Source organism: Streptomyces sp. V4I8 (assembly GCF_041261225.1).
Taxonomy (GTDB): domain Bacteria; phylum Actinomycetota; class Actinomycetes; order Streptomycetales; family Streptomycetaceae; genus Streptomyces.
The window spans coordinates 96,466-109,930 of sequence record NZ_JBGCCN010000004.1 but is presented as its reverse complement, the minus strand read 5'-3'; the positions used below and the strand labels follow the sequence as shown (position 1 = coordinate 109,930).

Annotated in this window: 12 protein-coding genes; 7 read left to right on the top strand and 5 right to left on the bottom strand. The window is 67.1% G+C overall.

What is annotated here, in order from left to right; genetic code table 11:
* The first annotated feature begins 40 nt into the window (after positions 1–40).
* The 5 genes from ABIE67_RS49710 (at position 41) to ABIE67_RS49690 (ending at position 6,368) form a co-directional block, all read left to right on the top strand.
* On the top strand, positions 41–424 hold the full coding sequence (locus tag ABIE67_RS49710; RefSeq protein WP_370271067.1) for a DUF6009 family protein: 384 nt from the start codon (positions 41–43) through the stop codon (positions 422–424).
* Positions 425–798: 374 nt separating this feature from the next.
* Positions 799–2,436, top strand: coding sequence for a glycoside hydrolase family 13 protein (locus ABIE67_RS49705; protein ID WP_370271066.1), 1,638 nt, complete (start codon positions 799–801; stop codon positions 2,434–2,436).
* A 380-nt stretch (positions 2,437–2,816) separates the two neighbouring features.
* Positions 2,817–4,157 carry an ABC transporter substrate-binding protein gene (locus ABIE67_RS49700; protein ID WP_370271065.1) on the top strand — a complete coding sequence of 447 codons (1,341 nt, stop codon included), beginning with the start codon at positions 2,817–2,819 and terminating at the stop codon, positions 4,155–4,157.
* Positions 4,158–4,164: 7 nt separating this feature from the next.
* Positions 4,165–5,532: an ABC transporter permease subunit gene (locus ABIE67_RS49695; RefSeq protein ID WP_370271063.1), complete on the top strand. Its 1,368-nt coding sequence runs from the start codon at positions 4,165–4,167 to the stop codon at positions 5,530–5,532.
* Positions 5,529–6,368: a carbohydrate ABC transporter permease gene (locus ABIE67_RS49690; protein WP_370271062.1), complete on the top strand. Its 840-nt coding sequence runs from the start codon at positions 5,529–5,531 to the stop codon at positions 6,366–6,368. The genes ABIE67_RS49695 and ABIE67_RS49690 overlap by 4 nt, the downstream gene beginning before the upstream one ends.
* 119 nt (positions 6,369–6,487) lie before the next feature.
* Here the strand turns inward: ABIE67_RS49690 and ABIE67_RS49685 are convergent, their stop codons facing one another.
* Positions 6,488–7,282, bottom strand: coding sequence for a methyltransferase domain-containing protein (locus tag ABIE67_RS49685; protein WP_370271060.1), 795 nt, complete (start codon positions 7,280–7,282; stop codon positions 6,488–6,490).
* Between the two features lie 472 nt (positions 7,283–7,754).
* Here ABIE67_RS49685 and ABIE67_RS49680 point away from each other — a divergent pair, with 472 nt between their 5' ends.
* Positions 7,755–8,678, top strand: a complete 924-nt coding sequence (locus ABIE67_RS49680) for a class I SAM-dependent methyltransferase (RefSeq protein ID WP_370271058.1) — start codon at positions 7,755–7,757, stop codon at positions 8,676–8,678.
* Positions 8,679–8,757: 79 nt separating this feature from the next.
* Here the strand turns inward: ABIE67_RS49680 and ABIE67_RS49675 are convergent, their stop codons facing one another.
* Genes ABIE67_RS49675 through ABIE67_RS49660 form a run of 4 tightly spaced genes read right to left on the bottom strand, consistent with a single transcriptional unit; the run spans position 8,758 to position 11,485 of the window.
* Positions 8,758–8,901: a hypothetical protein gene (locus ABIE67_RS49675; protein WP_370271057.1), complete on the bottom strand. Its 144-nt coding sequence runs from the start codon at positions 8,899–8,901 to the stop codon at positions 8,758–8,760.
* Between the two features lie 39 nt (positions 8,902–8,940).
* Complete coding sequence (locus ABIE67_RS49670) at positions 8,941–10,281, bottom strand: IS701 family transposase (protein WP_370252197.1); 1,341 nt, start codon at positions 10,279–10,281, stop codon at positions 8,941–8,943.
* A 29-nt stretch (positions 10,282–10,310) separates the two neighbouring features.
* A complete protein-coding gene (locus ABIE67_RS49665; protein WP_370271055.1) occupies positions 10,311–11,168 on the bottom strand; it encodes an IS3 family transposase in 858 nt (285 codons plus the stop codon).
* Positions 11,156–11,485: a transposase gene (locus ABIE67_RS49660; protein ID WP_370252162.1), complete on the bottom strand. Its 330-nt coding sequence runs from the start codon at positions 11,483–11,485 to the stop codon at positions 11,156–11,158. Before ABIE67_RS49660 ends, ABIE67_RS49665 begins: the two co-directional genes overlap by 13 nt.
* 360 nt (positions 11,486–11,845) lie before the next feature.
* Here ABIE67_RS49660 and ABIE67_RS49655 point away from each other — a divergent pair, with 360 nt between their 5' ends.
* Positions 11,846–13,279, top strand: coding sequence for a S8 family serine peptidase (locus ABIE67_RS49655; protein WP_370271199.1), 1,434 nt, complete (start codon positions 11,846–11,848; stop codon positions 13,277–13,279).
* The last annotated feature ends 186 nt before the right edge of the window (positions 13,280–13,465 follow it).

Here is a 13,465-nt window from a genome sequence, read left to right as displayed (position 1 = left end):
CACAGCACGGCCGTCGGCCGACGAAGGAGAGGCTTCAGCCATGAGCTCGCTGTTGAACGAGAGCGATCTCATCCACGAAGTGGACGTGGTTTGGCTGGAGGACACCAACGAGCTGGACTACGTCCGTCAGGCTCTCGACAAGACCCCACGTCGTACCAGCAAGCCGCGTTACGCGCGCGACGGGCGGATGGTCGGCTACGCCCTCCTCGACGAGGAAGCCGAACCCGACCCTGACAGCGGTTTGTACAAGCGCCGCGTCTTCTTCCTGCTCCCGCACGATCGAGACAGTTACCCGCATGGTCTGTACCGTCAGGGCGCCCCAGGAGAAGCTGTGGACCCGCGGACCATCCAGCCGAAGAAGCCGGGGACCAAGACGCCTCGGTCGCAGAGTGGACACAAGCCCATAGCGTCCGCTGCGACCTGACGGGGGAGGGCTTTCTGTTCGGCTCTGCCGATCCGGCTGGAGCTCAGACTGCTGTGTCGTTGCCTAGGGCCCACGTATGTGCTCGGGCCGAAACTTTCCTCAAGGGCGTCCTATTGGTCTGACGTCCACTTTGCCGCGCCCCGGCGTGGCAGGGCTCTGTACTTGCGGCTGCGCCGCAGTTCAAGCAGACGCGTTCTGATTAAAAGTGTCTGTTAGGCCAAGCTGCCCTAAGCGCCTCGGCTTCTTCTGCCGGGGAATCAGAACAAAGCGCCACGTCACCCAGTGAGAAATCTGGCATCTCGTTGACGTTAACCTGAAACCCATATCTAACATTGATATAAAACGACCCTACGTACGAACAGACAGGTCAACTGGTGACGCTCAACACGCATCGCTGGTGGCGCGAGGCGGTGATCTACCAGGTCTACGTCCGCAGCTTCCTCGACAGCACCGGTGACGGTGTCGGCGATCTCGCCGGCGTCCGGGCCGGGCTGCCGTATCTGAAGAAGCTCGGGGTGGACGGGATCTGGCTGAGCCCCTTTTATCCCTCGCCGCAGCACGACCACGGTTACGACGTCGCCGACTACTGCGATGTCGACCCGCTCTTCGGTGATCTCGCCGAGTTCGACCTGCTGGTCGCGGTGGCCCGGCGGCTCGGCGTTAAGGTGCTGCTCGACATCGTCCCGAACCACTGCTCCAGCGAGCACCCGTGGTTCGAGGAGGCGCTGGCCGCCGAGCCCGGCAGCGCGGCCCGCGCCCGCTTCCACTTCGCCGATGGCCGCGGCCCCGACGGGTCCGAGCCGCCCAACAACTGGCACTCCATGTTCGGCGGCCCGGCCTGGAGCCGGGTGACCGAGGCGGACGGGCGGCCCGGTCAGTGGTACCTGCACATGTTCGCGCCCGAGCAGCCCGACTGGAACTGGCGCAACCCCGAGATCGGCGCCGAGTTCGACCGCATCCTGCGCTTCTGGCTGGACCGCGGCATCGACGGCTTCCGCATCGACGTGGCCGCCGGCCTCTACAAGCACCCCGAACTGCCCGACTCGGACGACCCCGAGGCCGACGCCCGCACCCGCGACTCGGTCAACCCGCTCGCCTGGAACCAGCCCGAGGTGCACCAGGTGTGGCGCCAATGGCGTTCGGTGTGCGAGGAGTACAAGGTCCGCGACGGCCGTGAGCGCCTGTTAGTCGGCGAGGTGTCCGTGCCGACCGCGCGTGAGCACGCTCTGTACGTTCGCCACGACGAGCTGCACCAGGCGTTCTTCTTCGATCTGCTCAGTGCCCCCTGGGATGCGGATGCGTTCCGCAAGGTGATCTCCGAGGCGATGCAGGACATCGCCGGCACGGGCTCGACGGTCACCTGGGTCCTCAACAACCACGACCAGGTCCGCACCGTCACCCGCTACGGCGAACCCGCCACCGAAGGCAGCGGCCTCGGCGCCGCCCGCGCCCGCGCGGCCGCGCTGCTGATGCTGGCGCTGCCCGGCGCCGCGTACATCTACCAGGGCGAGGAGCTCGGCCTGCCCGAGGTCGTCGACCTGCCCGACGACGTGCTCACCGACCCGATCTTCCACCGCACCGGCAGCCGGGCCCGCATCCGCGACGGCTGCCGGGTGCCGCTGCCGTGGTCGGGACAGGCCTCGCCCTTCGGCTTCACCTCCGGCGCCGAGAGCGCCAAGCCCTGGCTGCCGCAGCCGGAGTACTTCGCCGAGTACGCCACCGACCGCGCCCTCGCCGACACCCGCTCCTTCTGGCACCTGTACCGCGACGGCCTCCAACTGCGCGACGCACTGCCCCAGTTGGGCGAGGGCACCCTGCGCTGGCTGGACACCCCGCCCGGCGTCCTGGCCTTCGTCCGCGGCGACGGCCTCGTCTGCGCCGTCAACTTCGGCACGGCACCCACGCCGGCGCCGGTCTCCGGCACCCCGCTGCTGTCGAGCGGCCCCTGCCCGGCCGGGGTGCTGCCCGGCTCCACGGCGGCCTGGTGGATGAGCGACGGCGCGATCCCCTGATGTGCGGCTCCAGAGAACGCCTCTCACTTCCTTTCCCCTGCTCTGAAGGGACCGCGCCCAATCGTGATGCCGAGCCGTAGTCGTGATGGGGGTGAACCTTGGTAGCGCTGTCGCCGGCCAGGCCGGCGAAGCCGGAGAGGCGGTCGGAGGTGCCGAAGGTGTCCATGACGGTGGCCGGCCTCAAGCCGGGCAGCGCTGTGCGCCGGGTCCGCGCGGGCTCCACCGCCGCCGCCGCGAGCGCGGCCAAGCCACGGACGTTGCGGTTCTGCAGTCACGTCTCGATCCGACGTCCACCCCAGCCCAGAGCTCGGGCGCGTCTCCTGAGCCTTCCCTTGTACGAGTGACGAGATCTGACCCACGTTTTGAGAGGTAGGACATCAATGACCATGCGACGACGTACCACCCTGCTCACCGGCTGCATCGCTGTCGTCCTGGTGCTCGGCACGACCGCCTGTGGAGATGGTTCCGACTCCGAAGACAGCGGTGAGCCGTTATTAAAAGGTGAGACGGTCACCGTGGCGGGTGTCTGGTCCGGCACCGAGCAGAAGAACTTCCAGAAGGTGCTGGACGCCTTCACTGAGAAGACCGGCGCCAAGACGCAGTTCGTGTCTACCGGGGACAATGTCTCCACGGTCGTCGGCAGCAAGATCGAGGGCGGCAACGCCCCCGACGTGGTGATGGTCCCGCAGGTCGGCGTGCTGCAGCAGTTCGCGAAGAACGACTGGCTCAAGCCGCTGTCGAAGACGGCCCAGCAGTCCGTGGACGCCAACTTCGCCCCCGTGTGGCAGGACTACGGCAGCGTCGACGGCACCCTCTACGGCCTGTACTTCAAGGCCGCGCACAAGTCGACCGTCTGGTACAGCCCCGACGCCCTCGCCCAAGCCGGTGTCGAGGCGCCGAAGACCTACGACGACATGCTGAAGGCCGGACAGACCGTCTCCGACTCCGGCCTCGCCGCCTTCTCGGTCGCCGGACAGGACGGCTGGACGCTGACCGACTGGTTCGAGAACGTCTACCTCTCCCAGGCCGGACCCGAGAAGTACGACGCCCTCGCCACGCACCAGCTGAAGTGGACCGACCCGTCGGTGGTCGACGCGCTGACCACCCTCGGCAAGCTGTTCAAGGACAAGCAGCTGATCGCGGGCGGCCAGAAGGGCGCCCTCAACACCGACTTCCCCGGCTCGGTGGAGAAGGTCTTCGGGCCGAAGCCCGAGGCGGGCATGGTCTACGAGGGCGACTTCGTCGCGGGCGTCGCCAAGGACCAGTTCGGCAAGTCGATCGGCGAGGACGCGAACTTCTTCCCGTTCCCGGCGGTCGGCGCCGGCAAGGCCCCGGTCGTCAGCGGCGGTGACGCGGCCGTCGTGCTGAAGGACGGCAAGAACCAGAAGGCCGGCATGGCGCTGCTGGAGTACCTGGCGACCCCGGAGGCCGCGGCGGTGTGGGCGCAGGCGGGCGGCTTCCTGTCCCCGAACAAGAACGTCGACCTCGCCTCGTACGGCGACGACGTCACCCGCGCGACCGCCAAGTCCCTTGTCGCCGCCGGGGATTCGGACTCGGTCCGCTTCGACATGTCGGACCAGGCACCGGCGGCCTTCGGCGGCACCAAGGGCGCGGGCGAGTGGAAGCTCCTGCAGGACTTCCTGCGCGACCCGTCGGATGCGAAGGGGACCGCGGCCAAGCTGGAGGCCGCGGCGGCCAAGGCATACCAGGACCAGGGCTGAGTCGGTCATGACCGCCACACTCGTGAACGAGACGAGCCCGGCGCCCGCCGCGGGCGCCGGGGGCAAGGCGCGCGGTCGGCGTACCCGGCGGCGCGCTCGGATCATCGCCCTGCTCTTCGTCTTCCCCGCACTGCTCCTGCTGGGCGCCCTGGTCGTGTACCCCGTCCTCTTCTCCGTCGGGCGCAGTTTCTTCGACGCCTCCGGTACCCGTTTCGTGGGCGGCGAGAACTACGCCGAGATGTTCCGCGACCCGGCGACGCTGAAGGCCATCCGCAACACCACGATCTGGGTGGTGGTGGCCCCGGCCCTGCTCACCGGACTCGGTCTGATCCTGGCCGTGCTGGTGGAGAAGGTCCGCTGGGCGACCGTGTTCAAGCTGCTGCTGTTCATGCCGATGGCCGTGTCCTTCCTCGCCGCCGGCATCATCTTCCGGCTCGCCTACGACGAGGACCCCGACAAGGGCGTACTGAACGCCGCCGCCGTCTCCGTGCACGACGCCTTCCAGGGTACGTCGACGTATCCGACGGCCCGGGCCCGCGACGGACAGGGACTGACCAAGGACGAGGACGGTTCGTACCGCACGACCGCGACCGCGTCCCCGGGGCAGGCGGTGACGCTGGGCCTGGTCGGCGTCCTGCCGGCCGACCTGCCCGCGGACGCCCGGCCCGCCTCCGCGGTAGCCGAGCGCAAGGCGAGCCCCGGTGAGCTGCGCGGTGTCGTCTACCTGGACTTCACGCCCGGTGGGGGAGGGCAGCAGGGCAAGGTCGACCGGCAAGAGAGCGGACTGCCGGAGATGAAGGTCGAGGCGGTACGGGCCGGGAAGACGGTCGCATCGACGACCACCGCGGCCGACGGCTCCTTCCGCTTCGAAAGGCTGGACGACGGCTCGTACACGGTGAAGCTGCCGGCCTCGAACTTCGCCGCCCCCTACGAGGGCATCTCCTGGCTGGGACCCACCCTCGTCACGCCGGCGATCATCGGGGCGTACCTGTGGATCTGGACCGGCTTCGCCATGGTCCTGATCGGCGCGGGCCTCTCGGCCCTGCCCCGGGACTCGCTCGAGGCGGCGCGGATGGACGGCGCGAACGAGTGGCAGATCTTCCGCCGGATCACGGTGCCGCTGCTGGCACCGGTCCTCACGGTCGTCTTCATCACCCTCGTCATCAACGTGATGAAGGTCTTCGACCTCGTCTACATCATCGCCCCCGGCCCGGTGCAGGAGGACGCGACCGTGCTCGCCACACAGATGTGGCTGGTGTCCTTCGGCGGCGGCAACAACCAGGGGCTCGGCAGCGCGCTGGGCGTCCTGCTCCTGCTGCTGGTCATCCCCGCCATGGTCTTCAACGTCCGCCGTTTCCGAAGGAGTCAGCGATGAACGCGGTCAGGCGCCACCTGGCCAACTCACTGGTCCAGGCGTTCCTGGTGGTGATTGGGCTGGTGTGGATGACCCCGCTGGCCGGCCTGTTCCTGTCCTCCCTGCGCTCCGCCGAGGACACCGCGAAGGGCGGCTGGTGGACCGTGTTCACCAGCCCCGGTCAGCTGTCCTTCGACAACTACTCGGCACTGCTGCAGAACGCCGGCATCAGCCAGGCCTTCTGGAACACCGTGCTGATCTCGGTGCCGACGACGCTGCTGGTCGTGGTGATCGCGGCCCTCGCCGGATACGCCTTCGCGTGGCTGGACTTCCCCGGCCGTGAGGCGGTCTTCCTGCTCGTGGTCGCCCTGCTCGTGGTCCCCGTGCAGATCGGCCTGCTCCCCGTCGCCAAACTCTTCGGTCAGCTCGGCCTGTTCGGCACGATCCCCGGAGTCGTCCTCTTCCACGTGGCCTACGGGCTGCCGTTCGCGGTGTTCCTGCTGCGGAACTACTTCGCCGAAATGCCCAAGGAGATGCTGGAGGCTGCGCGCATGGACGGCGGCAGTGAGTGGCGCATCTTCACCCGCCTCGTCCTCCCCGTCGGCCGCCCGGCGATCGCCTCACTCGCCATCTTCCAGTTCCTGTGGGTATGGAACGACATGCTCGTCGCGCTGCTCTTCGCCGACAGCGCCTCACAGCCACTCACCGTGGAACTCCAGTCCCAGATCCGCCAGTTCGGCAGCAACATCGACGTCCTCGCACCCGGAGCCTTCCTGTCCCTCGTCGTGCCGGTCGTCGTGTTCTTCGCCTTCCAGCGGCACTTCGTCCAAGGCGTCATGGCCGGGTCGGTGAAATAGCCCTTCAGGGGTGGGCTCTTCCCGACCCCTGAAGATATCTTGTCCGCTGCTGAATGAAACCCTGACAGGACGGCCGTGGGATTCCAGAGCACCCGCCTTCTGTCACATTGACTTTGAATTCACGTCCGGCGGCCCCAGGCCGAGATCATCGGCGCGGTGGCCAGATCCATGGTTCCGGAGGCGATGTTTGTCAGATGCTGGTTGATGTCGCCGTCCGTGGCGAGACCGGCGGTGACGAGCCGGTCCCGGATCTGGTGCATCATCGCGGACTCCAGTGCGACGCTCGCGCGCGAGGTGACCGGAAAGTACGCGTCGGCCTCGACGCGGTGGAGCCCGGCGTTGCGTAACAGTCGGGGAAGCCTACGTCCGTAGGCGATGTCGTCGCCGTGGTCGGAAAGCAGTTGGTGGTAGGCATGCCGCAGTCGGTTGGCCAATTGCTGGGCTGCGCTGTACTCGTCCAGGCAGGCCAGGGGCTGCAGGGCCGGGTCCGTGTCTTCGATGAGAAGCCGTCCGCCGACGCGCAGGGATTTGACCAGGGACCGTAACGCCCTTTCCGGGTCCGGAACATGGTGAAGGACGAGTCGGGCATGTACCAGGTCGAGCCCCGCTGCCGGCGGCTCGTCCACACCGAGGTCGTGGGAGCGGACCTCGACCGGCGAGCGAAATCCCGGGGCGACCTGAGACGCGTCGATGTCGGAAGCGATCACCTTTCCGGTCGGACCGACCTTCTTGGCGAGCCAGGACACCACCGACGTGCCCCTGGCGCCCACTTCCCAACAGCGCCAGCCAGGCCCGACGCCGAGTGCTTCCAGGTGCCGGAACGTTGTGGGGTCGAAGATTGAGTCGAAGGGGTCGAGGTATTTGCTGGTCTCGACATGAGGGTCGTCGAGGAGAAAGCTATTGGTTCGCGTCATGCCTTGATCTTCCCATTGGGCAGCGTTTGGCTGGGGTGGCTGACACTCCGACGTGGCGAGTGTCAGCGGTCCTACTGATACGGATGAACGTGTGGCTTTGGTGGCGCAGGTATGCCCATCACGAGCCTGGTGGAGATTCTGATGCCGTGGACGGGGCGTCCGTCCCTGCAATGGGGAGTGGGATCTCTCCGAAGGTCGAGACGAGTAAGGAGTAATCCGGTCTCGATATACTGGCGGATCTGGAAACTCCGGAGCCTGTCGGGCATCCGATACCTTTCATACACGAATGCCGAACCGAGCGAAGTGCAGCGACGCGCATCCCAGGAAGGCAGAAAATCTCATGACACGCAGGAAACAGATCGCCGCCCGGCGCCCTGAGTATCGGGAAGAACTTGCGCGTGGCACCGATCGATTCTACTTACCCCCGCGAACCGACTGCCCCTGGTGCGGTTCCCCAAATCTGCGTGCGCGATTGCGCACCACCGACCTGATCCAGCTCAAGCCCGGCCGCTTTGTTCTGGACCAATGCCAGGACTGCGGCCATGTGTTCCAGAATCCCCGGCTCAGCCCGGAGGGACTGAACTTTTACTACCGGGACTTCTACGACGGCCTGGGGGAGGAGGCCACTGCGAAGCTGTTCCAGGGCAGGGGCAGCATCAAGCGCTTCCAGGCCAGCGCGCGGGCGATGCGCCGCTTGGCACGGCCGGGCCGTTGGCTGGACGTGGGCACTTCACAAGGCCACTTCTGTGAGGCCGCCAAAGAGGTCCTGCCCGCGATGGTGTTCGATGGGCTCGACAACAGCGAGGGCGTGGAGCGCGCGGTCACAGAAGGCCGGATTTCCCGGTCCTACCGAGGCTTCTTCGTCGATCTCGTGGACGAGATGGCCGAGCAGTATGACGTGGTGAGCATGTTCCATTACCTGGAGCACACACTCGACCCCAAACTGGAGTTGGCCGCCGCGTGGACCGCGCTGCGTCCCGGCGGACATTTGATCATCGAGGTGCCGGACCCGGAGTCGGCTTATGGCCGGCTGCTGGGCAGGTGGTGGGTGCCGTGGCTGCAACCGCAGCATCTGAACATCATGCCGATTGCCAATCTCTGCCGAGAACTTGAGGAGCAGGGCTTCACCGTCATGAGCACCGACCGACGGGAACCACATATCCCCGCCGATCTGGTCTGCGCGACATGGTTCCTGCTCACCCGCATCCTGCCGCCGGACGATGCCCCATGGCTCCCCGAACGTCCGCGCTTCGCCTCGCGACTGCTTCGTGTGCTCCTGGTCCTGGCCGCCGCACCATTCCTGCTGACGGCCTGGATCGCCGACCAGCTGCTCGCACCTCTCGTGCGTCGAACCCGGCTGTCCAACGCTTATCGCGTCATCGCTCGACGCAACTGACCACGTGAACCGGCCAGATAACTGATCCTCTCTCACCGTCGCTGTCGCTCTGTCAATCCCCTCGTTGTGTGGAGAGTTTCTAGGCGGCCAGCTCCAGGGCGGAGCCGGTCCGATGCATATGTTCGTAGTCGATCGGGCTGTGGTACTCGCATACGCTGTGTAGTCGGCGGGTGTTGTAGAAGCCGGTGATCCACGTGGCGATCTTCAGCCGGGCCTCGGTCACGGCAGCTGTAGTTCTTGATCGGTTGGTCATTGTTGCTGGTCAGGTGGTTGCTGCGGCGGTGATGTTGTTCCAGCGGCGGTGGGCTTCGGTGGCTTGCTGTTGATGGTGGCGGCGCCATGCGGACCAGTGCAGGAGGTGCTCCAGGTCGCGGCGGGGAGGGCGCAGGGCGGTGGCGCGTAGGAGTCGCAGCAGCTCGCGGGTGCTTGAGGGGGCGAGTGGGCCGCTGGGTGTCTGGGCGGCGGCGCGGGCTTGGGTGACGGCCAGGATGGCTGCGGCGAGCATGCTGATCAGGCTCCAGCGCATCCAGGAGTTCCAGCAGGTGGTCTGGCCCTCGTCCAGGCCGCAGTCGGATTTTCCGGCCTGGAAGTCCTCTTCGATTTTCCATCTGCAGCACACCACATCGACCAGGGTGGCCATGGTGACCGCGGTTGCGGAGTGGCAGCGGTAGAAGGAGAGTTCGCGGGTGTAGCGGTGGCGGCGCACCAGCAGGTAGGAGTGGCCCGGCCCGGTGCTTTCGGGGGTGTCGTCGGCGAGGACGCCGATCATGGCCCAGTCGTAGTGACGGTCGCCCTTGGTCCCGTGGCCGGTACGCATGCGCATCCAGGTGCGGCGGGGTAAGCGGGCGGCGAGTTCGGTGGCGGTGAAGCGGCCGGCTGGGGTGGTGACGCGGTGGTCGGCGCGGACCGCGAGGGCGTAGTCGAGGCCGAGTGCCCGTGCATGCCGTCGCAGCTCGCGACCGCCGTACACCTCGTCGCCGGCCAGCCAGCGGGCCGGTATCCCCAGGGCACGTACACGCTGCAGCATGGCGGCCGCGAGCTGTGGCTTGGTGGCGAACAGGGTCTCGTCGGGGACGTGGGTGAGCAGGCGGCGTTCCTCGTCGGCGGCCCACCCGGCGCCCAGGTAGAGGGCGCGGTCGATCAGCGTGTGCCCGCTTACCGAGGCGTAGGTGAGGTGGACGGAGACCTGGCACAGACCGATACCGCCGAGCGCCCCGGAGTACTGGTGGGCCGCTCCCACGCAGTCGGTCGAGGACTTCTCATCACCGGTCTCGTCCACGATCAACACCGCCTGGTCGTCCGCGAGTTCACCGGCCGCCCAGGTCATGAGCCGGTCGCGGGCCAGATCGTGGTCCCACACACCACGGGAGAGGAAGTGCTGCAGCCGGTGCGGGCCCGAGTGCCCCAGCGCCTCGCCGAGCGTCCAGCAGTTGCGCGTATCGAGCTCCATCAGCATGCCCTCGGTCATCTCCCGCGCCAGCAGGCGCGGTTCCCGGCGCGGGAAGCAGTCAGCGACCTCGGCCATCACCGCCCCGAACGCGGCCGTCCACTCCTGCCCGGCTATCGTGGCCTCCACGGCCACCTGTTCCTTGATCGTCGTCACAAACGCTCATGATCACGGTGGCCGTCCCCCTACCCTCGGCCGCCCCCGCACCCCCGTTGACCAGCACGAACACGCCAACGATCAAGAACTACAGCTGCCGTGTCGGTACGGGTGTCGAAGGTGTGCCGGTAGATGTATTCGACCTTGAGGACGCTGTTGAATGCCTCGCTGACGGCGTTGTCGAAACATGAGCCGACGCGTCCCATGGACTGGGTCACGCCGAGACGGCGGCAGACCCGCTTGAACCGGCGGGAGACGTACTCGCTGCCCCTGTCGCTGTGAAAGATCACGCCTTTCACGTCGCCTCCGCGGGTGGCTGCGGCCATGTGCAGTGAGGCCACGACGAGTTCGGCATCGTGGCGAGCGCCCATCGCGTAACCGAGCAGGCGGCGTGAGAACAGGTCGATCACCGTGGCCAGGTAGAGCTTGCCCTCACCCGTGACGATCTCGGTCATGTCGCCGCACCAGACTTGGTCCGGGGCATCCGCGCTGAAGTCGCGGCGCACGAAGTCCGGCGCCGCGGCCCGCCTACCGGGGCGGGTGAGCCCGCGACGCCAGCGTACCTTCCGTCCGGCCAGGCCCAGCTCGGCCATGGTCTTCGCAACGGTGTTCACCGAGACGCGCCATCCCTGCCTGACGAGCGTGATCCACACCTTCGGGGAGCCGTAGGTGCCGCCCGAGGCGTCGAAGACGCGCCGGACGGCCTCGGCCAGCTGTCCGCGCCGCACTTCGCGGGCGGTGACAGGCCTGTCCTTCCACTTGTAGAACCACGACTCGCTCACGCCCAGCACCCGGCAGGACGTGGTGTGCGGAATGTTCTTCTCGGCCTTGCAGTCGCTGATCACCCCGGCCAGCCGGGCCGGGTCCGCGGCAGCTACTTCACCCACAAGGCCATGCACTGTTTGAAGACGTCACGTTCCATCTCCAGCTCGCGGATGCGCTTGTTCTTCTCGTTCATCTCCCGGCGCAGCCGCTCCAGCTCAGCGCGTTCACCCTCCCGCAGCCGGCCGCCCGAGGCGGCGGGCGCGGGCCGGTCGGAGGAGGCCGAGCCGTTCCTCCTCCAGCGTGAAACCCAGCTGTGCAGCGTCCCCGGATGCACTCCGAGATCCTCGGCGACCTCCGGGATCGGCTTGCCCGTCTCGATCACGATGCGTACAGCACCTTCACGGAACTCGGCGTCGTACTTCTGTTGCTTGGACCCCATGAACCTCAACTTCCCCTGGTATCACGGACTCCACGCTATGAGGGGAACCTCACTCCGGCCGTATCAACTGCCCGCCCGCTCCTGTTCTGTTCGAGCTCTTCCCGCCAGTCCGCGGTGCCCTGCACCCGTTTGGGTCATTCGATCGTCACGTGAGCCGAGTACCGAGCTCCTGTGTGCGTACTCCAGAGAATGGATGGGTGAGTGAGGCAGATGGTGAAGGGCTCTTCGAAGCGTTTGCTTCTGATGGTCCTCGCAGCCGGCGTTGTTGGGATTTTAGGAGTCCCACAGGCCGCGATCACGCATGCAACGGCGGTTGCCGCTCGCACGGATGGCGGGGCCGTCAAGCAGTCGAAGGGTGCCATGGAGGTCCGGCCTTCCACACACGTGCGGAAGGCCGGATCGGTCCCCGCCGGCGACCAGCCGGAGCTGTCCTACGTGGTGAATGGCAAAGCCGACGCGGGCACAATCCGCGCGGTGAAGAAGGCCATCGCAAAAGCCGGTGGATCCGTGGTCGCCACCCACAGCAGGATCGGCGTCATCGTCGCCCGCTCATCGAACCCGGACTTCGCCTCGACCCTGCGTGGTGTCAAGGGAGTTCAGTCGGCGGGAGCCACCCGTACGGCGCCGCTGACCCCGGTCAGCGCGGACGTGGGCAAGCCGGAGCTGGTGCGCGCGCCCGCCTCAAGCACGTCCCGGGCCCCCAAGCACGAACCGCTGGAGTCCCTGCAATGGGACATCGCGGCCATCAGGGCCGACAAGGCTGCCAAGTCCACGCCGGGCAGCCGGAAAGTGACCGTCGCCGTCATCGACAGCGGTGTGGACGACACCCACCCGGACCTCAAGGCCAACTTCTCGGCGGCGCAGTCAGCCAACTGCGTGGGCGGCGTGGCTGACACTGCCAGGGGCGCCTGGCGGCCGTACACCGAGGACGATTACCACGGCACCCATGTGGCGGGCATCGTCGCCGCCGCGCGCAATGGCACGGGCGTGGCCGGTGTCGCACCGGGCGTGCGAATCTCCTCCATCAAGGTGAGCGAGCGTACTGGGCTCTACTATGGCGAGGCCGTCGTCTGTGCCTTCATGTTCGCGGCCGACCACAGCGTTGAGGTCACGAACAACAGCTATTACATCGACCCATGGATGTTCAACTGCGAGAACGACCCCGATCAAGCGGCCGTCGTCGAAGCAGTCGACAGGGCTGCGAAGTTCGCCGAGAGCAAGGGCATCGTCCATGTCGCCGCCGCCGGCAACTCCAACTTCGACCTCGCCGCGAAGTCGATCACTGACACGTCGAGCCCCAACGACACCACCCCCATCACGCGCGAGATCGATCCTTCCGTCTGCCTTGACCTCCCGACCCAGCTGCCGGGCGTGGTCACGGTCTCCGCAACCGGCCCTGAGGGCCTCAAATCGGTTTACTCCAACTACGGCTTGAACCAGATCGACGTGGCGGCGCCTGGCGGCGACGCTTCCCAGACACCTGAGTCCCCCGCCAAGGACGGCCGGATCCTGTCCACCATGCCCGGTGGCGACTACGCGTATCTCCAGGGCACCTCCATGGCCGCGCCGCACGCCGCGGGTGTCATCGCGCTCATCAAGAGCAAGCATCCGCAGGCGAGCCCTCGGGACGTCCAGTGGCGTATCAAAGCTCAGGCGGACAACCCGGGTTGCCCGAGCGAGTCGTCCGGTTCGGACAGGGCCGACTCCGCTCATGCCAAGTGCACCGGCTCAGAGCAGATCAACAGCTTCTACGGCTACGGAATTGTCGACGCACTGGACGCGGTCACCAAGTGAACGCGGAACGGTAGTCGATGTTGCCCGGGCTTCACGCGAAGCCGCCCCGGCGCCCGGGTACCACTCGTCGCCGGGGCTTTCCGCTGCTGCCGCTTGAGCGGGACACCGCACAGGCAGGTGCCGGGCTCTTGCGCCGGAAGACGGCACCCCCGCATGCGTTCGGTCACACCGGTCAGCCGCTCCGCG

Excerpts from the sequence above, each read along its gene's own strand:
- ABIE67_RS49710 (WP_370271067.1), top strand. The coding sequence starts at position 41 with ATGAGCTCGCTGTTGAACGAGAGCGATCTCATCCACGAAGTGGACGTG.
- ABIE67_RS49655 (WP_370271199.1), top strand. The coding sequence starts at position 11,846 with ATGGAGGTCCGGCCTTCCACACACGTGCGGAAGGCCGGATCGGTCCCC.
- ABIE67_RS49685 (WP_370271060.1), bottom strand. The coding sequence starts at position 7,282 with ATGACGCGAACCAATAGCTTTCTCCTCGACGACCCTCATGTCGAGACC.
- ABIE67_RS49660 (WP_370252162.1), bottom strand. The coding sequence starts at position 11,485 with ATGGGGTCCAAGCAACAGAAGTACGACGCCGAGTTCCGTGAAGGTGCT.
- ABIE67_RS49690 (WP_370271062.1), top strand. The coding sequence starts at position 5,529 with ATGAACGCGGTCAGGCGCCACCTGGCCAACTCACTGGTCCAGGCGTTC.
- ABIE67_RS49695 (WP_370271063.1), top strand. The coding sequence starts at position 4,165 with ATGACCGCCACACTCGTGAACGAGACGAGCCCGGCGCCCGCCGCGGGC.
- ABIE67_RS49700 (WP_370271065.1), top strand. The coding sequence starts at position 2,817 with ATGACCATGCGACGACGTACCACCCTGCTCACCGGCTGCATCGCTGTC.